Source organism: Endozoicomonas arenosclerae (assembly GCF_001562015.1).
GTDB lineage: Bacteria > Pseudomonadota > Gammaproteobacteria > Pseudomonadales > Endozoicomonadaceae > Endozoicomonas_A > Endozoicomonas_A arenosclerae.
In genome coordinates this window covers 25,895-44,889 of sequence record NZ_LASA01000075.1, presented here as the reverse complement: position 1 = coordinate 44,889, position 18,995 = coordinate 25,895, and the positions used below count along the sequence as shown (strand labels likewise).

17 protein-coding genes are annotated in these 18,995 nt (G+C 47.8%); 10 read left to right on the top strand and 7 right to left on the bottom strand.

Annotation, left to right across the window (positions count from 1 at the left end):
• Positions 1 to 218 precede the first annotated feature (218 nt).
• Positions 219 to 1,355, bottom strand: coding sequence for an MFS transporter (locus WG89_RS11320; RefSeq protein ID WP_062265814.1), 1,137 nt, complete (start codon positions 1,353 to 1,355; stop codon positions 219 to 221).
• Positions 1,356 to 1,516: 161 nt separating this feature from the next.
• Here WG89_RS11320 and WG89_RS11315 point away from each other — a divergent pair, with 161 nt between their 5' ends.
• On the top strand, positions 1,517 to 2,398 hold the full coding sequence (locus WG89_RS11315; protein ID WP_062265812.1) for a LysR family transcriptional regulator: 882 nt from the start codon (positions 1,517 to 1,519) through the stop codon (positions 2,396 to 2,398).
• A gap of 9 nt (positions 2,399 to 2,407) precedes the next feature.
• Here the strand turns inward: WG89_RS11315 and WG89_RS11310 are convergent, their stop codons facing one another.
• Together WG89_RS11310 and WG89_RS11305 are read right to left on the bottom strand one after the other, a co-directional pair.
• Positions 2,408 to 2,959 carry a lytic transglycosylase domain-containing protein gene (locus WG89_RS11310; protein ID WP_245662904.1) on the bottom strand — a complete coding sequence of 184 codons (552 nt, stop codon included), beginning with the start codon at positions 2,957 to 2,959 and terminating at the stop codon, positions 2,408 to 2,410.
• Positions 2,960 to 3,011: 52 nt separating this feature from the next.
• A complete protein-coding gene (locus tag WG89_RS11305; RefSeq protein WP_062265809.1) occupies positions 3,012 to 4,727 on the bottom strand; it encodes a proline--tRNA ligase in 1,716 nt (571 codons plus the stop codon).
• 158 nt (positions 4,728 to 4,885) lie between these two features.
• On the opposite strand from WG89_RS11305, the gene WG89_RS11300 reads away from it, so the two are divergent.
• Both WG89_RS11300 and WG89_RS11295 read left to right on the top strand, forming a co-directional pair.
• Entirely contained in the window at positions 4,886 to 5,302 is a 417-nt protein-coding gene (locus WG89_RS11300) for an HIT domain-containing protein (RefSeq protein WP_062265805.1), read from the top strand.
• Complete coding sequence (locus tag WG89_RS11295) at positions 5,299 to 5,517, top strand: SlyX family protein (protein ID WP_062265791.1); 219 nt, start codon at positions 5,299 to 5,301, stop codon at positions 5,515 to 5,517. The genes WG89_RS11300 and WG89_RS11295 overlap by 4 nt, the downstream gene beginning before the upstream one ends.
• A gap of 58 nt (positions 5,518 to 5,575) precedes the next feature.
• Here WG89_RS11295 and WG89_RS32700 read toward each other — a convergent pair whose 3' ends face one another.
• On the bottom strand, positions 5,576 to 5,974 hold the full coding sequence (locus WG89_RS32700) for a cold-shock protein (protein ID WP_153301542.1): 399 nt from the start codon (positions 5,972 to 5,974) through the stop codon (positions 5,576 to 5,578).
• A gap of 750 nt (positions 5,975 to 6,724) precedes the next feature.
• On the opposite strand from WG89_RS32700, the gene WG89_RS11285 reads away from it, so the two are divergent.
• Entirely contained in the window at positions 6,725 to 7,066 is a 342-nt protein-coding gene (locus WG89_RS11285) for an HU family DNA-binding protein (RefSeq protein WP_062265816.1), read from the top strand.
• Between the two features lie 172 nt (positions 7,067 to 7,238).
• Here WG89_RS11285 and WG89_RS11280 read toward each other — a convergent pair whose 3' ends face one another.
• Both WG89_RS11280 and WG89_RS11275 read right to left on the bottom strand, forming a co-directional pair.
• Positions 7,239 to 8,492, bottom strand: a complete 1,254-nt coding sequence (locus WG89_RS11280; protein WP_172806790.1) for an OprD family outer membrane porin — start codon at positions 8,490 to 8,492, stop codon at positions 7,239 to 7,241.
• A 225-nt stretch (positions 8,493 to 8,717) separates the two neighbouring features.
• On the bottom strand, positions 8,718 to 10,193 hold the full coding sequence (locus tag WG89_RS11275; protein ID WP_062265780.1) for an OprD family outer membrane porin: 1,476 nt from the start codon (positions 10,191 to 10,193) through the stop codon (positions 8,718 to 8,720).
• Positions 10,194 to 10,494: 301 nt separating this feature from the next.
• Between WG89_RS11275 and WG89_RS11270 the strand changes: the two genes are divergently transcribed.
• The 6 genes from WG89_RS11270 (at position 10,495) to WG89_RS11245 (ending at position 17,230) form a co-directional block, all read left to right on the top strand.
• The gene (locus WG89_RS11270) at positions 10,495 to 10,980 is read left to right on the top strand and encodes a SycD/LcrH family type III secretion system chaperone (RefSeq protein WP_062265776.1); all 486 of its coding nucleotides are present in this window, start codon (positions 10,495 to 10,497) and stop codon (positions 10,978 to 10,980) included.
• A gap of 2 nt (positions 10,981 to 10,982) precedes the next feature.
• Positions 10,983 to 12,479 (top strand): coiled-coil domain-containing protein, encoded by a 1,497-nt coding sequence (locus WG89_RS11265; protein WP_062265773.1) that lies wholly within the window; start codon positions 10,983 to 10,985, stop codon positions 12,477 to 12,479.
• Positions 12,480 to 12,704: 225 nt separating this feature from the next.
• Positions 12,705 to 12,974: an FmdB family zinc ribbon protein gene (locus WG89_RS11260; RefSeq protein ID WP_062265770.1), complete on the top strand. Its 270-nt coding sequence runs from the start codon at positions 12,705 to 12,707 to the stop codon at positions 12,972 to 12,974.
• Between the two features lie 120 nt (positions 12,975 to 13,094).
• Entirely contained in the window at positions 13,095 to 14,876 is a 1,782-nt protein-coding gene (aspS, locus tag WG89_RS11255) for an aspartate--tRNA ligase (RefSeq protein WP_062265767.1), read from the top strand.
• 148 nt (positions 14,877 to 15,024) lie between these two features.
• Positions 15,025 to 15,771, top strand: coding sequence for a YebC/PmpR family DNA-binding transcriptional regulator (locus tag WG89_RS11250; protein WP_062265764.1), 747 nt, complete (start codon positions 15,025 to 15,027; stop codon positions 15,769 to 15,771).
• A 358-nt stretch (positions 15,772 to 16,129) separates the two neighbouring features.
• Positions 16,130 to 17,230: a hypothetical protein gene (locus tag WG89_RS11245; protein ID WP_153301541.1), complete on the top strand. Its 1,101-nt coding sequence runs from the start codon at positions 16,130 to 16,132 to the stop codon at positions 17,228 to 17,230.
• A gap of 10 nt (positions 17,231 to 17,240) precedes the next feature.
• Here the strand turns inward: WG89_RS11245 and WG89_RS11240 are convergent, their stop codons facing one another.
• Positions 17,241 to 18,974 carry a hypothetical protein gene (locus tag WG89_RS11240; protein WP_062265757.1) on the bottom strand — a complete coding sequence of 578 codons (1,734 nt, stop codon included), beginning with the start codon at positions 18,972 to 18,974 and terminating at the stop codon, positions 17,241 to 17,243.
• Positions 18,975 to 18,995 lie beyond the last annotated feature (21 nt).

The following is an 18,995-nucleotide window of genomic DNA, read 5'->3' as shown; positions in this document are numbered from 1 at the left end:
TAACTTGAGGCGGATGTTCAGCCTGAAACAAGTGAATGAAGAGCAGTGGTTGGAACTGGTCTTGTTGGCGACTTATCTGTGGCACTATTGGGCTGATCTGAGGCCAAGAGTGAGAAAAATCATAAGGACAAGTTGAAAATGTAATGCGCCGGAGAGGGTTTTATAAGTTCTCTCCGGAATAGTCAGAGTCTGAAATTACTTGAACTGCGTTTATGGGTTCAAGTCCGACAGGCTGCTAGAGCCAGTAATACAATGATGGCACCCACCCAGGGAGTGTTCATCACATTCGAGTGGGCTACTATTTGGCCACCACCCCAGGAACCAAAAGCGATCCCAATGTTAAAGGCTGCAATGTTTAGTCCTGAAGCAACATCAACGGAATCGGGAGTGCATTTTTCTGCCAGAGTAACTACATAGACCTGTAATCCAGGAACATTTCCGAATGCGAATGCTCCCCATACGAGAATAGTAATGACGGCTGCCACAGGGTGGTGAGCTGTCAGATTGAAGACGAACAGAATAGCTGCAAGTCCTGTGAAAATAATCTTTAGTGCATTGACTGGACCCATGCGGTCGGCCATTTTCCCTCCCCATATATTGCCAATAGCAACAGATACTCCGTACACCAATAGAATCAGGCTGATCCAGTGAGCGCTGAAGCCTGTGACATTTTCTAAAATAGGAGCCAGATAGGTGAAAGCTGTGAATGTGCCGCCGTATCCCAGGGCTGTAATGGCATAAACCAGAATTAAACGAGGTTGGGTCAGAACCTTGAACTGAGCACTTAAACGGGTTTCTGGTGGTTGTTTCAGGTTACCTGGTACCCAGATGGCGCTGCCTATCAACGCTATCATTCCCAGCAAGGCTACGACCAGAAAGGTTGATTGCCATCCCATTGTCTGGCCAATGTACGTCCCAAGGGGGACTCCGGTTACCAGAGCAACGGTGAGTCCGGTAAACATAATGGCAATGGCGCTAGCCGCCTTCTCTTTAGTTACTAGCCCGGTTGCTATGGTTGATCCTATTGAGAAAAAGACCCCGTGAGCCAGGCCGGTAATGATACGAGCAATGATCAGGCTATTGTAATTGGGGGCTTGCCAGGCCAGAAGATTGCCTGCTACGAACAGTGTCATTACAGCGAGCAGAACCTGCTTTCGTTGCCACTTTCCAGTGAGTGCTGTCAGTAACGGTGCGCCAATGGCGACTCCTGCAGCATAGAGACTTACTAGCAGGCCTGCAGAAGGCAGGGTCACATTCAAGTCACTGGCCATGGTGGGTATCAGGCCAACAATAACGAACTCAGTGGTTCCTATGGCAAAAGCGCTCAGTGTAAGCGCCAGAAGAGCAATAGGCATGTATTTTGTCCTCAATTTTCAAGCATGAATCATGACCGGATCGTTCGAGTCATGATTTGATGGCAAGCATTCTGGAGAACAAATTCGTTGTGAAAAACAGTGTAAATCGCAAATGATTTTTCTATATTCTGCAATAATTCAGTGTTAGTGCAGGGCTTAATATGCGAACTCGGTCAGATGATTTGGAGATACTGTTGGCGGTGGTGGATACCGGAGGTTTTTCTGCAGCAGCAAAAACTTTGGATGTGCAGGTAGCAAAAGTTTCCAGGGCTGTTTCAAGGGTAGAAACTCAACTAGGCGTTTCTTTGCTGAATCGAACTACCAGGCAAGTTTCAATCACACAGGAAGGTCAGGTTTTCATTGATGCAGTACGATCCGGGCTGTACACAGTGGAAAAGGCTGAGGAAGAGATTGTAGAGCAGGGGGCTAGACCAAAAGGAACCTTGCGGGTAGATGCTGTCAGCCCTTTTGTATTGCATCAGCTGATACCTCTGGTTCAGCCTTTTAAGCGGGCATACCCTGATATTAAGTTAGAGATGACTTCCAATGAGGGGTTTGTTGATCTTCTGGAGAAGCGAACAGATGTGGCCATCAGGATTGGCCAGCTAAACGACTCAACCCTTCATGCACGACATCTTGGCAGAAGCTCACTTCATATTGTGGCGTCACCAGAGTATCTGGAGATTAGTGGTAGACCAGAGTCTGTAAATGATCTGAGTCAGCATTGTTTAATCGGCTTTACCGGTGCCAAGGTATTAAATGAATGGCCATTGAAAGGAATGGAGAGCATTTCACCTGATCTCTCTTCCAGTAACGGCGAGGCTGTCCGGCAGCTGGCATTGGCGGGTAATGGAATAGCCTGTCTGTCGGGCTTTATGGTCAATGGTGATATTGAGAGTGGACGACTGGTGTCACTTTTGGAATCTGATTTGCTGGCAAATACCGCTCGTGAACAGGTGAATGCTGTTTATTATAAATCGTCAGCTGTTTCCGGTAGGGTTTCTGCTTTTCTGAATTTCATCCAGCCAAAGCTGAAACTTTGAATTCAGTGGTCAATCATTCCGCCAATGGCGATCCCAGTTTTTATAGACTCTCTCTGGATACCAGGTTTTACCCAGGCTGCCGTTGTAACGAGCTAAAGCTCGGGTCAGGTTGCCTTTTTCTTTTTCCAGGTAGTAGCTGAGGATATGGCTGCCATACTTCAGGTTGGTTTCAATGTCAGTGAGGTTGTCCTGTGGGCGGCCAATGACGTCTTTCCAGAAGGGCATGATCTGCATCAGGCCTTGTGCGCCGGCAGAAGACACTGCAAAGCGGTCAAAGGATGATTCTGTCTGAATCAGAGCAAGTACTAATTCGGGAGAAAGCTTGGCGTCAGTCGCTTTTTTATGGATGTTTTTGAGCAGCTCGAGACGTTGTCGCTGAGTTTGATGCTTCATAAATGGCTTCAGTCGGCTGGACATGTCGACCAGCCAGACTTCCGCTTCGAAACGGTCTGAGAAGCTCTCGGTGGTACTGAGGGCTTCTTCCAGATAGATCCTGAGTCCTTCATCCACTTTCTGCTGACTCCAGCTGGGTGCTGGAGAAAGCAGAAGGGTAAAGGCCAAACCTTTGATCAGGTTGTTTTTGTTATAAAACGACGGCCGTTTGCTATTTACTTCAGGCCAGACGTTCCTTAAGAAAGTCCGAAATTTCACTGAGTGCCACGTCTTCGCGATCTGCTGCCTTGCGGTATTTGTATTCTACCTGACCGTTAGCCAGTCCTCTATCGCTCAGCACGACCCGGTGTGGGATACCGATCAGTTCCATATCGGCAAACTTTACACCCGGGCTGGCTTTGCGATCGTCCAGAAGGACATCGTAACCGGCTTCAGTCAGCTCGTTATAGAGTTTTTCGGCGGCTTCGCGTACAGCTTCAGACTTCTCAATCTTCAGGCCGACAATGGCTACCTGGAAAGGCGCAATGCTTTCTGGCCAGATGATGCCACGGTCGTCGTGATTTTGCTCAATCGCAGCTGCAACAACGCGAGAAACACCCAGTCCATAGCACCCCATAGCCATGGTAACTGACTTGCCGTTCTCATCAAGAACAGAGGCATTCATAGACTCGGCATAGACCGTACCCAGCTGGAAGATATGACCGACTTCAATGCCGCGTTTGATTTCCAGAGTGCCATTGCCGCATGGGCTTGGGTCACCTTCTACGATATTTCTCAGATCTTCTGCTCGTTCGAAGGAGGCGTCACGCTCCCAGTTGATGCCGAAGTGATGCTTGCCATCAATATTAGCGCCAGCACCAAAGTCAGACATGACAGCAACAGTGTGGTCAACGATGCAGGGAATCTTGATGCCTACAGGGCCGAGGGAGCCTGGACCTGCTCCCATAATGGCTTTGATCTCATCTTCTGTGGCAAAGCGCAGAGGAACAGCAACTTCGGGCAGTTTTTCTGCTTTGATTTCGTTCAGCTCGTGATCGCCACGGACCATCAGGGCAACAAAGTCGGCTTCTGATTCTTCGTCAGCGGCAACAATCAGGGTTTTAACAGTTTTCTCAACAGGAAGGTCAAACTGTTCTACCAGTGCAGCAATGGTTTTTGCATCTGGAGTATCTACAACACGCATTTCTTCAGCAGGCGCAGCACGATCATTTGCAGGTGCCAAGGCTTCTGCTTTCTCAATGTTGGCTGCGTATTCACTCTGGTCACTGAAGACGATAGCGTCTTCACCAGAATCCGCCAGAACATGAATTTCATGGGAGGCACTGCCACCAATAGAGCCTGTATCTGCTTCTACGGCTCTGAAATTCAGACCCAGGCGGGTGAAGATGCGGTTATAGGTGTCGTGCATATTCTGGTATTCACGACTCAGGCACTCGTCGCTGGAGTGGAATGAGTAGGCGTCCTTCATGATGAACTCACGACCACGCATCAAGCCAAAGCGAGGGCGGATTTCGTCACGGAACTTGGTCTGGATCTGATACAGGTTCATGGGCAGCTGCTTGTAGCTGTTCACGGTGTCACGAACCATGTCGGTGATGACTTCTTCATGGGTTGGCCCAAGAACAAAGTCGCGCTGGTGACGATCCTTGAATCTGAGCAGCTCCGGACCGAACTTATCCCAGCGGCCGGTCTCCTGCCAGAGTTCCGCAGGTTGCACAGCCGGCAGCAGAACTTCCTGTGCGCCGGAGCGGTTCATCTCTTGACGAACAATGTTCTCTACTTTCTGGAGAACACGCAGACCCATGGGCATCCAGCTGTAGAGACCGGAAGCCAGTTTTCGGATCATGCCTGCTCGCAGCATCAGCTGATGGCTGACGACTACGGCGTCGGAGGGTGTTTCCTTGAGGGTTGAGATCAAGGATTGACTAGTACGCATGTGCTCAGTTATCCGGTTATCAAAACGCAAAAGCGGCATTTTACTACGGTTGTGCAGAGACGTCATGGCTACTGAGCGAATCGCGGTCGAATTTCGTCAGCAGGTTAGATATAGTGCTGGCAATTATTACTGGCAACTCGGCTAAATCGGAGTAAATTATGGGCGAATTTCAGCTGGATGACAGACTGGAGACGGACTGCTTTGTGATGGGGGATCTTCCTCTATGCCGTGTTTTGCTGATGAATGACTCTCAGTATCCCTGGTTTATTCTGGTCCCCAGAGTGGCGGGTGTGCATGAGGTGTTTCACCTGGATGAAGAGCAGCAACTCCAGTTGGCCTGTGAGTCGTCATTGACCGCGGCCATTCTTAATGATGTTTTTGAAGCGGACAAAATGAATGTGGCGGCTCTTGGGAATGTTGTTAAACAGCTGCATATCCATCATATTGTGCGCTATGAAAATGATGTTGCCTGGCCAAATCCGGTTTGGGGGCAGCAGCCAGCCAAGCCTTATGACAAGGCTCAGGTAAGTGAGATCAAGAAAAAGCTGGAAACACTGTTCAGCTGTTTTGAATGATTGGGGTACTTGCGATGAATGAAGAACTGATTGAGCTACAAACCCAGGTCAGCTTTCAGGAAGATACAGTGGCCCAGCTCAATGAGGTGGTGACTCGCCAGCAGCAGGAAATGGATCATCTGAAGCAGGAAATGGCTCAGTTGAAGAAGCAGCTAATGGCTATGGCCAGCTCACAGCTGGAAGAACAGGAAGAGAGTGCGCCACCTCATTACTGAGTGTGAGGAGCTGGCTGTGAAGTAGAACGGGGCTAAGCCCCGTTCATATATGCGGAAGTTAGCGGCCCCTTGGCGCTGCAATGACGTCTTCTGCTTGAAGACCTTTGTCTTTTTCTACCACTATAAACTCTACACGCTGACCTTCAGAAAGGGTGCGGTGACCTTCTCCGCGGATAGCGCGATAGTGAACAAACACATCCTCACCAATATCTCTGGTGATAAAGCCAAACCCTTTTGAAACATTGAACCATTTTACTGTTCCGGTCTCTCTGTCGGAGTCAATGATTTCTACAGGTCCAGTGCTGCCAGGATTCAGTGCTTTCAGGTTAATGGCTACATGAAGCAATACACCCGCTACAAGCAGCAGAGAAGAAAGCTGTCCGGGCTCAAAGCCAATAGCAGGAACCTGATGTGTGAAGAGCACCCAGCCACTTAATACCGTAGCGGCTATCAGCATCACAGAAGCCAGAGTCTGCACATAGGACTTTTTGCAGTGATAGACAGTCAGGTAGCAGCCAAGGCAGAGGTGGATCAATGCCGCTGTCAATAACAGCATGGTGGCTGAGGCAATAGCCAAAGCACCGCCCAGCAGCACATTGAGGATGGACCCTTCCACAATTAATGCTGCCAGTGAAAGGATGCCTAGGATCATGTGGATAAATTTCAGATGTTTCAAGTACTGAGTCCTTTTGGTTGTTATGAGTGTGACTGAAAAATACGTGGGTATCCGGCCTGACGGCTCAAACGAATGCCTTAACCCTGGTAAAACATCAATAAAGCTTTTTATGGTCGGCTCTTAAAGAAAAGACTGCCTCCCGAAATAATGGGAATGCTGTTAAATCTGTACTGCAGTCATTTCAGTGTGGGTAAAACCGGGCCATAAAAAGCCACAGCGTAACACTGCTGTAAGAGTTAATGTAACGCCATTGAGCTTCTATCTCAAACTCTTTCTATACACCGAATATAAAGGGCTGCAGCAATGAAAAAAGGTGAAAAAAAAGACTACCACTGGAAAAAATCACTTGTTATAGTGATTTCAGATGTTTCAAAAGTCTTGTTTTACAGGCTTTGTGAGGTCAGGGAAGTTTAATGTCCGATTTTTTCGGGCTCGCCTCATGAGACATTGAATCAGCCTGGTGAAGTGGCAGATCACAATCCGCAGGTGCGGAAGGTAATTTACAGGGAAAACCATCAGGAGAGTAAAAGTATGGCAGCGAAGAAAGCCGCAGCTATCAAGGATAAGTACAGTAAAACCCAGATTCTTGCTGATATTTCAGAAAATACCGGTTTGAGTCGAAAAGAAGTGGGCGCTGTACTGGAAGAATTGGGAATACTGGTTGAGCGTCATATTAAAAAGCGGGGTTGTGGCGAGTTCACTCTTCCGGGACTGCTCAAGATTGTAACCAGAAAGAAACCGGCTCAAAAAGCCAAAAAAGGTGTGCCTAATCCGTTCAAGCCTGGCGAGTTAATGGATGTGCCTGCCAAGCCTGCCAGTATTCAGGTTAAGGTTCGTCCGTTGAAAAAGCTTAAGGAATATGCCACCACCTGATGAGGTTGGCCGTTTATTTCTAGCGTTTTCGAAGTCCATCAGGGGAGGCATTCAGCCTCCCTTTTTAGTGTTTGGGTGTTTTTTAATGGTTGATAAAGTGCTTTTTTCTAAAGCATAAAAAAAGCCCCTGCATTGGCAGAGGCTTTTACACATCAAGTCGCTGGTTTCAAAATTAGAATACAGCGATGTTGTACTTAAGGATGATGCGGGTGTCAGTTGTTACTGTATCATCGCCGCTGCCTGATGGGTCTACAGTATTTTTAGCGTATCTCAGGCGAGCGGTCAGACCTTCAACCTGCGGGATTGCATAGTTTACGTCGATGTTGTATTCGGTTTCGTCCGCAGTCTTTGTGTCACCTATGACGTAAATACCTTCAACAGTCAGACCGTCAACAAATTCTGCAAAATCGTAACCGGCTGTGAATCCCCAGGCTTTTTGACCACTGGTGTTGAAGTCAGAAATCTGGATGGAGTTATAGCCAAAGTAGCTGTCATCCGCAGCCATGTCCTTAGGGGTTGTTCCGGCTTGCCAACCTGCAATAAAGTTCTCTGTGGCATCAGAGCTTTCAACTTTGGTATAAGCAATACCAAAATTTGCTTGTGCAATGCCCGCTGTCACTTTCAGACCGTATGCGTATTGGCTGGTATCTTGAGCTGGATCAGCTTTAAGGGCATCTTGCAAATACCCCTGAGAGCTGAATTTTGCATATTGACCTGCAACGCCCAAGTCGACACCTTGCAGCTCGGTGGAGTAGCTGATTTCAGTGAGATACTTTTTCGCAAAGTCGGTCTGGGTGCCATAGTCGGCGCTGAGTTGTAAGCCGTTACCGAAATCATAACTGCCGCCTATAATCTTAACGGCTTGCTTGTCACCATCGGCTTCAAAGTCATCAAACCCTGATTCAGCTCTTTTGTTGATTTCTTGAATCCAGGCGGTGTGTGCACTCAGTCCTGCAACAGAAATGTCGGCATAAAACCCTTCACTCAGGCCTGGTAATACCCGGCTTGAGGAGTTGCCATATAAAGGTGTGCTGATAAACATACGTCCGTATTTCGCTTCACCCATATCCGCCAGGTTGAACTTGATTGCGTAAGCTGTTTTACCGTAGCTGTGCGACTCACCATCGCTATCTACTTTCAGCAGTCCAGGGTTGCCGAAGTCAGCGTGAGAAGCGCCCAGTTTCAAAGAATAGTAAGCACTGAAATCCAGGCCTACGATATTTTCGAAATAACCAGAAGAGAAGTCTGCCTTGATACCCTGAGCCCACTGAGAGGTGGAGTATTTCTTACTTGTATCTTCGGTTTTGGTCTGGGAGTAATTAACTAGTTCCAGGTTCAGGCTTGAGTCGTCCAGGAAGGCGTTAGCCTGAGCAGAGGTGGCCATAAAGATGGCAGCGCTCAGTGCACTGATCTGTGCGAGTTTCATTATTTTCAGCTCCTTGCTGTATTTAGATATGTGTTCTTGCCCTGGTTTCATCATCCATGTACTGCTTGGACGGAATGCACTGCGAAACCTCCCCATAGGGCTAAAGGTGATTTTTATACAAACGTGAACAGGATGCAACAGGGTTTACAGAAATATGACATCTTTTGGTGCAAGAAACTGGGGGCGGGGCATCCATGCCCGTAGGAACTTCTGGCAAGAAGCGCTTTAAAAGACGCTGACAGTATAATCAACATAGAGGCGAAGGTCGGTCATACCTTCATATTCATAGCCATCTTTGTCCTGATTCTTGATTTCGCTGAGCTCTTTATCCCCTTTGTGCTGGGCATAAAGCAGGGTAACACTTAAGCCTTTTAACTCTTTTTGCTGGAAGGAGTAACCCAAGGCTACGTTATGCTCGGTTTCCTTATACTTATCACGGAATCTTGCCATGTTAGTGGCCTCAATGTCTGATCCCTGCGTATAGGTGTAACCCATGGTCAACCCGGGTAGGCCAAGTTGGTCAAAGCTGTATTGAACACCAGCCTGCCAGACCCGCTCGCCATTGTAATTGAAATCTGAGAGCTGACGTTTTGTGGAGTAACCCAAATCGTCATAATCATGACCGGATTCATAGGCCAGGTGGTAGTCAAAATAACCCAGGCTATCGTTTTTCTCTGCCTTGATCTGGCTGTAGGAAGCACTCAATGACAACATGTCATAGGTTAGCTTGGCATTCAGGTTGTAAAGGTTGGCGTCCTTATCGAAACCACCGAAAGTGGTGTTGCCAGACGTCCATTTATCTCCGTTTTCCTTGCCATGATAAACCTGGCCTTCGAGAAACAGGGAGGTTTCTTCAGCCAGCAGGAAAGTGTAATTCAGGTTGGCATGGTAGAGCTTCAGGTAAGAATCACTTTCGGCGTAAGCCAGGTCAGCGCCAAAACCAGATTCATGGTCATAGGAGCCACCCACGGTATAGATATAATCGATCTTGGTTCGATTCTTATAGCGCCCGTCTTTACCAGGCTTGTTGCTGGTAAATTCTTCCATTTTGTCATGATTATAAAGGGAAACCTTGTTGGTCCAGGCACCATAAAGATCAAAATCACCCAGCTTGGCATCAGCTTTTGCACCCTGGAAGTTAGTAGGGGTCAGGCGGTGGTAAGTCTTCAATAATGGCTTTTCAATAGATATCCATCCAGCATGTGCATGGATATTGGTATGGTTGTCACCCGCAAAACCTTTGATATTGGCCAGACCCACTTTTCCGTAGCTGCTTTGATCGGCAAGGTATTCACGCTTGGCTGGATCGTATTCAGGTGTATCCTGCTTCAATATTGTGGTGCCGTAGCGATCTTTATCACCCAGGAGTTTCAGGCCACCGTATAAAGAAAAGTCAAACCCAATGCCTGCTTCAGGTGATCCCAGATAAGCAGATTCAAAATTAACTTCCAGGCCTTGTCCCCATGCCTGTTGTTTGTCATGGTTCTTGACCTTTCGCTGAGTACCGTCTGGGAGTGTTTCTATATAGTACGACTGTTTAAAGTCTTTGAGCTGGCGATCCTGGTAATAATTGCGAAGTTTCAGAGACAGACTATTGTCACTGGGGTGCTCTGACTGTTCAAGCTGATCTGCCAGAGTGGCAGTCGAGACGGAAGCAATCAATACAGCGGTACTTGTCGCAGTTAAAACGGCAAGTTTCATTGAGTGGACTCCTGTGCGTCCGGGTGTGTTGTCAGTTTCTTACCAATAGAAGCATGCTTTATTGAGCTCACCAGAAGTGGTTGAAACTTTGTACTAATAAACCCGGTTTATTTAATTGAATGTTTAGGTTGCATGAGTCTTTGAGTAAAACAGTGATCTGTTATTTTGCAAATTACCTTAATGAATAAGTAATCAAGTTATTAATTCACTTTTATTAGGCAGTCGAGACTAATGATTGAATGGCAGAAAAAAAACAGTGTTTATAATTAATTGAGATCAATTGATTATTCAGGGATGAACTATGAGCAGCTTGCAGCCGGATGCTGAAGCAGGAAAAGATCTTTGGCTCGCCTACCTCAATAAAGGTGGGACCATTCGGGAGCTCAGAGGGTTGGATCAGGATCAGATGGAAGCGATCTACCAGCTAGGATTTAGCCATTACAGCATTGGCCATTATTCAGATGCTCTGAAAGTTTTTCGTTATCTGGCACTTCTGGATCATCATAACCCACGCTATTACCTGGGTATTGCTCTGGCGCTTCATCATTTGAATCACGACGCCGCTGCCATTCCAGCTCTTAATTATGCCGAGAAGCTCAATAAAAATGATCCCCGACCTGCAATCTGCATGACCGAGTGCTTTATACGATTAAAGAATCGCAAGCTGGCTGTTAAAGCGCTGGGTAATGCCGCAAAGATCCTTAAATCCAGCAAGGGCTGGGAAGAAGAGAAAAAACAGGCTAGACAGCTCAAACATTATCTGATTGATTCTACAGGGAGGAAGTAACCATGGATTCAGTCGATCCCAATTCCGGTGTATCCCAGACACCTGCCCAGCAAAGTGGTTCTGTCAGCCAGACAGAGTCCCAGGATCAGGTCAGTCAGGGGTTCAGTAGCAGCAATTCTGTCTCCAGTTCTGGCGTCAGTGAAGAAGGGCAGGGAGTTACCGTAAGCCCGGATCAGCCCGGCACGACTAATGCGGATAGTCGAGATTTTCTCCAGAGAGCCTTTGATGCCAAGCTTGACGGCTTCAGAGCTGCAGTGCATGAATTTAACCGCCGTTTTAATGCTCAGGATATTGATATCAATGATACCCAGTCCCTCATTCTGATTGTTAAGGGGATGATCAGTGACACCCAGGCGCTGGTCAGTGCTGCATCTATCGATCAGACCTTCAGTAACCGGGCCTATGAGCAGAGCAGGAGGCAGGATAGTGCTTCTGAAGCCCGAACCCTGAGGGGAGACATTCGAAACAGAACTCAGGATATATCTACGAAAACAACAGAGCGGGATAATCGTGCTGGCGATCTGGCCAATAAGAACCTGTCCAAGACTCTAAAGGAGCATGAACTGGCCAATGCTCGGGACAGCCATTCCACAGATAACGATAACAGCGAAGAGATTACCCGTCTTACCACAGAGATTCAGTTGTTGGAGCATGAAATTGCAGGTATCACCACTGAAATAAGCAATCTGAGCCAGCAGATTCAGGCATTGGAGGCGTCAAATGCCACAGATACTGCATCTTTGCGTAAGGCTAACAGGCAATTAAATTCAGTCACTGAAGAGTTTGTACGGGTTAATGGTCTGCTGGGTAAAATCAGGCAAAGGTATGATGCTGCGGCTCTGGAATCGGGTGAAGAAGGTGTTCAGACGGTAAAAGAGCTTGAGCAAATGGTGCAGAAGGAACAAGTCAGAGAGTCCCGGAAAAGGGTTCAGAACAAAGACGAAATGAAATCCCTGGATAAGGAACATCGATCTGATGAACTTCAGATAGAGGACGAACGTATTGATCGTCTGGAGGGCATTGATCAGTACCTGACCGCAGATGAGCTTGAAACATTACGCCTTGTCTTTTCTCCTTCAGATCCTGCTGAGCTCAGAGGGGCAACACAGCGGCTTGATGCCAGACCTGAAGCTGAAAACTTTCCTGCAGCTGAAGAAGGCTTTGCTATTGCCCTCAACAGTTCTCCTTCAGAAAAGGCTCTGGAAGATGCAGCCAACCCGGCTGCAGAAACTCATCGGGGCGATAACCTCAGTTTTGAAGGTGCCAGCAGTCCCCAGGTGTTTGCCCGTCTCTGGATAGAAGCCAAGCTCAAAGAAGGTGAAGAAACCCAGGGCGTAAAAGAAGATCATCTCGATGAAGTGGCTGAAAATACCGAAACCCAACGAAAAAGTGTGGCTGAGAATCTTCAGGATTTTGAGTCCATTCCCCTGGAGGTTGCTGAATCATTGGAGAAGCAGCAGGAGGCAGCGGTTCAGATCAGCAAGAATAGCAGGGTTTAATACACCAGCAGCCTGTCGGATTTATGCTCAAAAGCATAAGTCCGACAGGCCTCTGGGGAGGGTTATCCTCCCTTCTCCTTCGGTTAGTCTTCCATTGCTATTGCAATTATCCCTCATAATCTTTCCACTTCCTTCATATAGGTCTTGACACTATCTGGTGAAAATCAAGGGTTCAGGTATAATGCCCCAGTTCTGACAATGGCAAACGAAGGATAGACAGATTCAATGCCGATCTACGAATATCAGTGCGGAAGTTGCGGTGATGTGCAGGAAGTGATTCAGAAGTTCAGTGATGCGCCTCTGACCGACTGTGGTGCCTGCGGTGAACCTGAGTTGAAAAAACTGTTAAGTGCCCCTGCCTTCAGATTGAAAGGCGGTGGCTGGTACGAAACAGACTTCAAGAGTGGCAATAAGAAGAATCTGTCCTCCAATGATAATCAGGGCCCTGCCAAGGGCGCGAATAATACCAGCGGCTCTGCAGCCGCCAGTGAATAATTCGGTCATTTGAGCACGGGGGTTTTTAACCTGAAGTGTCTCAAAGCCATGAATTCAGGCATAAAATTTCAGATGATTTTATGCTGAACCTGAATAGCCCCCCCAGTTTCGAGGTATGTTATGCGCAGCCATTATTGCGGCGAACTGAATCTCTCCCATGACGGGCAGGAGGTTACCCTGTGTGGATGGGTACACCGCCGTCGCGACCATGGTGGTGTGATCTTCCTGGATATGCGTGACCGTGAAGGCATTGCCCAGGTAGTTATCGATCCTGACACCGAAGAGGCCTTTGCCCTGGCCGACAAAGCACGCAGTGAATACGTGCTGAAAATTACCGGTTTTGTTCGTCCCCGTCCGGAAGGGACTGTGAACGCCAACATGGGCACCGGTGAAATCGAAGTGCTGGGCAAGCAGGTAGAAATCCTGAACGAAGCCCAGACACCGCCTTTCCAGATTGAAGGTTACACGGATGTAGGCGAAGAAGTTCGCCTGAAAAACCGTGTCATTGACCTGCGTCGTCCGGAAATGCAGGAAAAAATGATTGTGCGCAGCAAGCTGACCAGTGCTGTTCGCAGTTTCATGGACGCTCAGGGCTATCTGGATGTTGAAACGCCCGTTCTGACCCGTGCCACTCCTGAAGGTGCTCGTGACTACCTGGTGCCTAGCCGTACTCACGAAGGCAAGTTCTTTGCTCTGCCTCAGTCTCCACAGCTGTTCAAGCAAATGCTGATGGTGGCGGGCTTTGACCGTTACTACCAGGTTGTTAAGTGTTTCCGTGACGAAGACCTGCGAGCTGATCGTCAGCCAGAATTCACCCAGATCGATATTGAGACCTCCTTTATGGATGAGTCACAGATCATGGGCATGGCGGAAGATCTGGTTAAGACCACTTTCCAGAAAGTGGGTGGTATTGAACTGGGTGAGTTCCCACACATGACCTTTGCCGAAGCCATGAACCGCTTCGGATCGGACAAGCCGGACCTGCGTATCCCGTTGGAACTGGTTGACGTTGCTGATCTGATGGCCGGTGTTGAGTTCAAGGTCTTCAAGGGACCGGCTGAAGATCCAAAAGGTCGTGTAGCAGCTCTGAAAGTGCCTGGTGGTGCTGAGCTGTCTCGTAAGCAGATTGACGACTACACCAAGTTTGTCAGCATCTACGGTGCCAAAGGTCTGGCCTGGATCAAGGTCAACGAAATTGAGAACGGTGCTAACGGCCTGCAGTCGCCCATCATCAAGTTCCTGGGTGATGACGTGACCATGAAGATCATGGAACGTCTGGATGCCAAGAACGGCGATATCGTCTTCTTCGGTGCAGATAAAGAGAAAGTAGTTAACGAAGCTCTGGGTGCATTGCGCTGCAAGATCGGCTCCGACCTGAACCTGTACACCACTGATTGGGCGCCAATGTGGGTAGTAGACTTCCCGATGTTTGAAGAAACAGACGACGGTAAGCTGACTGCACTGCATCACCCATTCACAGCACCTACCTGCTCACCAGAAGAGCTGGAAGCTAATCCAGCTGAAGCACTGTCCCGTGCTTATGACATGGTCATCAACGGTTATGAAGTGGGTGGTGGTTCTGTTCGTATTCACCGTGAAGCGATGCAGCAGACGGTATTCCGTATTCTGGATATCCAGGAAGAAGAGCAGCAGGAGAAGTTTGGCTTCCTGCTGGACGCCCTGAAGTACGGTGCACCTCCTCATGGTGGTCTGGCATTTGGTCTGGATCGTCTGGTGATGCTGTTGTGTGGCACTGATAACATCCGTGACGTTATCGCATTCCCGAAAACCCAGTCTGCAGCCTGTCTGCTGACTCAGGCACCGGGTGAAGTGGATGGAACCCAGCTGCGCGATCTGAATATTCGCATTCGTCGTGATCCAGCGTCTGCAACCAGTCACTAAACGTCAGAGGTTAGTTAACAGCTCATTGTTAACAGCCTCCAGAAACAATTTTTCTTAACTCAGGTGAGGAAAGATTGTTCAAGATAAACTCCAGGAGGTCGGTTTCAGAGCTGGCCTCCTGATGAAGAAAAGATAAAGGGTATTTTCTATGGCAGGTCATAGTAAATGGGCCAATATCAAGCACCGTAAGGCGGCTCAGGATGCCAAGCGGGGCAAGATCTTCACCAAGATCATTCGTGAACTGGTGGTGGCTGCCAAACAGGGTGGTGGTAACGTTGAGGACAACCCCAAGCTTCGTGCCGTAGTGGACAAAGCGTTGGGTGCCAACATGACCCGTGACACTATCAATCGTGCCATTGCACGTGGTGCCGGTGGTGATGATGATTCCAATATGGAAGAAGTCACTTACGAAGGTTACGGTGCTGGCGGTATTGCGGTTCTGGTTGAATGTCTGACCGACAACCGTAATCGTACTGTTGCTGAAGTGCGTCATGCTTTCTCCAAGCACGGCGGTAACCTCGGTACAGACGGTTCTGTAGCTTATCTGTTTGAGCGTAAAGGCCAGATTTTCTTTGAGCCGGGTCTTGATGAAGATACGGTGATGGAAGCCGCTCTGGAAGCCGGTGCGGAAGACGTAGTCACTAACGACGATGGCTCAATCGAAGTGGTGACAGAGTGGACTGAGTTCCTGGCTGTAAAAGAAGCCATTGAAGCGGCAGGTCTGACGCCAGCGGGTGGTGAAGTAGCAATGATTGCTTCTACCCAGACTGAACTGGACAAAGACGGCGCTGAGAAAATCATGAAGCTGGTGGATCGTCTGGAAGATCTGGATGACGTTCAGAATGTCTACTCCAATGCAGATATCCCTGCCGAAGTGATGGAACAGCTGGATTAAGTTGTTCCTTCCTTCAAAGTGGCCCTGATCACGAAAGTGTCGGGGCTTTTTTTATTCTGATTTTTCCTGCTTACTTAAGTATCTAACCGCTCCCTGAAAATTCTATACAGACAAAGCGGAACTCACCGAGAAATAAACATAAAAGTAACTTCAAAATAATCTAGAGCGGCTGAGCGTTAAACCCCATACCGTTCGCACTGAGCCTGTCGAAGTGCACTACCCGCATCCTTCGACAAGCTCAGGATGAACGGAGTATGTATTGGCATTAATGCTTGGCTGCACTAGTGCAAAGATAACAAACTGTCAGCTTTAGATCGTCTAGAATTCAACGTCCCGTCAGAGCTACGAAGGCTATCACGTGACAGTTGTTCATACTGGAGCAGTCATATTTACGTCTCTGTTGTTGAGCTTGTCTGCTATAGCTCAAGGCCCAAAGCAGAGCAGGGATCAAGCGACTCCAGTTCACAGTGAAGTGACGGTTACAGATCAACTGACGAACACATACACCTTTAATATCGAGAGAGTGCCTTCTTTGTGGGGCTGTCCTGTATTGATGGCATCGGGGACTACAACGCTGGAGAGAACAGAGGGCCATACAGTCAATAAAGAGGAACAATACGTTAAAATCACCCTGCAACATGATTTGAACAGTATTGTGTCTGGTTTAATGTCTGTAATGCCTGAAGGCTTTAAGTTACTGGTAAGCAAGGGGAGAGAGGAATACACCACTTATTATCCGTCTTATATCTACTCTAATGGGGTGGTGAAGGTATCAGCCAGCTATCTGGATAAGTCAGAAAGAAAGTATGCTCAAAGCCCTGTGACTCTGAGTAACACTTATCTTCCTTTCTGGCTATGGATTGGTACTCAGTCAGAAGCTTTCATGATGAGCCAGATTCGACAACCTCACTTTCTTTTTGACTTTTATACTCAACATCGCAGCAGGGTAAGGTTAACCAGCTTCAGGCGTTGTTCTTTGCCCGAACAACTTCAAATTTCAGAATCTGATCACTACGCATGCCACACTATCCGACCTGACTATGGATGGTTATATAGAATATTTGGTATGGCGTACTCATTTAACTGGAAGGTGGTTGTCAGACGAGAAGTGACTGGTTCGGGCACCTGGAGAGTCGTTCGGGGGATTGTATTGTATTTCAATGGTTATAGGGTTACCTGGTGGCCGGTAACCAGCGAGTCTGCCATATCCAGCTCCAGTATTCTTGCTGACTGTCAGGTAAATCCCCTGGTGTTGCCGGCTCCTCAGCCTGCTGTCGTGGTGACCGGTCCTGTTGTCCAGGTTCCCTGTCATGGGCTACCAGAGTCTGAAATGTTCGACTCTGATGAGGAGTTTCCCGATACTGAATCATCAGGTAATTCCAGAGAAGTACAAGTAGGCGATGATATTCCTACCCGAAGGGAGCAGGGGTTTGGTTCCGGTTTTCTGGGTCTCCTATGAGTGGTTAAGCTCAGTTCTTATAGGCTGAAATAAGAATCAGCGAATAGTTGAATCCGTAACTCCATCCTTTTAGTTTGAAATACTCGGTCAGACAGTAGCCTGTGACTACCTGGCTGACGCCTTGTTTCTTTAACGCAATCGCCATGCAGTACACCCAGTATTCCTTGATGTTGGGGGCAAACTGTTGAGCTACCTGCAAGAAAATCTTTTGATAAACCAGCTTCTGGAAATCAATCAGTGACATTTGTCCGCTGTTTGCAATCAGTGTGGATTGATTCAGGTTCTGAATGTATTGTGCCACTGAGTCCGGTGTGAATAGTGAAAGTGAAGTTGCAATCGGAACATAGCTTGACCATTGGCTTGCTTGATTTGAAGCACTCATAACAGCTTGTAATACCTGCCAATCGATATAGCCCACCTTCTTCAATGCCTGAGCCAACTTTTCCTGGTCAGTAGTTTGGTTCAGGTTTAGATCGAATTGTTGTTTTGCCTTGGTAATGGCAACAGGCAATGTGATCTGTTGGTTGAACTGTTGTTGAAGGAACTCCTCAAGGCTGGCTTCGGGTTTAATGCCATACAGGTTCTGAATGATTTTGGTGTCTGATGTGTCAGACCAACTGTCGCCTATGGATTGATAAAAGGTTTTCAATGCAGACAGGGCATTTTCGAATTCATAACCTGCAAACTTTACGGCTTCACCCAGTTGGGTCACATTCTCGGCAGATAATGTACTGAGTTTGAAGCGGTTTGCGCATTGAGTTATTTGTTGGCCCTGGCTCACTCCCTGATCAATAAGCTGTTTAATAAACTGGCCAGCCGTTGGAATAACATTGAGATAGAGCTGCTCAGTCACCACTGTTTTCCCCTCTTTACTGCCTTTGAGAGTAATAGTTGTGTTTTCATAAGGTTCTACTTCATGACTGCCAGTCAACGCAATGGATTGATCCTTACTGCTCAATGTTACAAGCTTCAGCCCGGAAACGTATTCGATGTCCAGCTGATCAATGCCCTGACTCTGCCACTGAAGCGTAGCGGTATCCTGATTCTCCAGAGTCATTTTTTCACAAGACAGTGAAAGGCTTTTCTGAAGTTTGCCTGCAGGAATGTCCGGTATTTGCTCAAGACTGAAAACACCTTTTGTAATCAGACCGGCAGAGAGTTCTGGTAAGCGATCTGATGACAGAGTTCCACTGATTATTTGTGAAGCACTGATGCTGGGCATCATCTCTGAACGAAGCCTTGCCTGAACTCTCATCGAGCTATCCAGGGAGACTTTATCCTGAGCCGAACCCAGGGTGACTTTACCCAAGACAATACCAGAACCATTCGCCTGCTGGCTTTGAAGAGAAAGAGTTGGACTGCTGATCAATTGATTGGAAGTGTTCGGTACATCAACTTCGTTGAACTGCAGGAACAGGTAAAAACTGTTGTTTAAATAGTTTTGAGCGCTGAGATCAAGAGTGAACTGTCCTTGGGACGCAGTGATGGTTTTGCCATCCAGTTGCAGGCTGTTCACCAGTAAAATCTGCTGGCCACTGGCGTCCAGGGCAATGCCGGGAGTCAGTGAAATTCCGGCTGTACGGGCTTCAACAGTTATTCCCTGAAGCAATCCCGGTGTGTACATCAAGCGAGTTTGAAGCAGGCGGTGCTGTATATGGAAGGATTGTTCACGGTCAAAGTCCGCCACTTCCAGCAGCTGATTGTTGTAGTACTTCTCTCTGACGATATTGGTTAAATCAGGCATTTTCCTGTCCCTGGATCATGC

Excerpts from the sequence above, each read along its gene's own strand:
- WG89_RS11250 (WP_062265764.1), top strand. The coding sequence starts at position 15,025 with ATGGCAGGTCATAGTAAATGGGCCAATATCAAGCACCGTAAGGCGGCT.
- WG89_RS11265 (WP_062265773.1), top strand. The coding sequence starts at position 10,983 with ATGGATTCAGTCGATCCCAATTCCGGTGTATCCCAGACACCTGCCCAG.
- WG89_RS11275 (WP_062265780.1), bottom strand. The coding sequence starts at position 10,193 with ATGAAACTTGCCGTTTTAACTGCGACAAGTACCGCTGTATTGATTGCT.
- WG89_RS11295 (WP_062265791.1), top strand. The coding sequence starts at position 5,299 with ATGATTGGGGTACTTGCGATGAATGAAGAACTGATTGAGCTACAAACC.
- aspS (WP_062265767.1), top strand. The coding sequence starts at position 13,095 with ATGCGCAGCCATTATTGCGGCGAACTGAATCTCTCCCATGACGGGCAG.
- WG89_RS11315 (WP_062265812.1), top strand. The coding sequence starts at position 1,517 with ATGCGAACTCGGTCAGATGATTTGGAGATACTGTTGGCGGTGGTGGAT.
- WG89_RS11280 (WP_172806790.1), bottom strand. The coding sequence starts at position 8,492 with ATGAAACTCGCACAGATCAGTGCACTGAGCGCTGCCATCTTTATGGCC.
- WG89_RS11260 (WP_062265770.1), top strand. The coding sequence starts at position 12,705 with ATGCCGATCTACGAATATCAGTGCGGAAGTTGCGGTGATGTGCAGGAA.
- WG89_RS11300 (WP_062265805.1), top strand. The coding sequence starts at position 4,886 with ATGGGCGAATTTCAGCTGGATGACAGACTGGAGACGGACTGCTTTGTG.
- WG89_RS11285 (WP_062265816.1), top strand. The coding sequence starts at position 6,725 with ATGGCAGCGAAGAAAGCCGCAGCTATCAAGGATAAGTACAGTAAAACC.
- WG89_RS11320 (WP_062265814.1), bottom strand. The coding sequence starts at position 1,355 with ATGCCTATTGCTCTTCTGGCGCTTACACTGAGCGCTTTTGCCATAGGA.
- WG89_RS11305 (WP_062265809.1), bottom strand. The coding sequence starts at position 4,727 with ATGCGTACTAGTCAATCCTTGATCTCAACCCTCAAGGAAACACCCTCC.
- WG89_RS32700 (WP_153301542.1), bottom strand. The coding sequence starts at position 5,974 with ATGCTGATAGCCGCTACGGTATTAAGTGGCTGGGTGCTCTTCACACAT.
- WG89_RS11270 (WP_062265776.1), top strand. The coding sequence starts at position 10,495 with ATGAGCAGCTTGCAGCCGGATGCTGAAGCAGGAAAAGATCTTTGGCTC.
- WG89_RS11240 (WP_062265757.1), bottom strand. The coding sequence starts at position 18,974 with ATGCCTGATTTAACCAATATCGTCAGAGAGAAGTACTACAACAATCAG.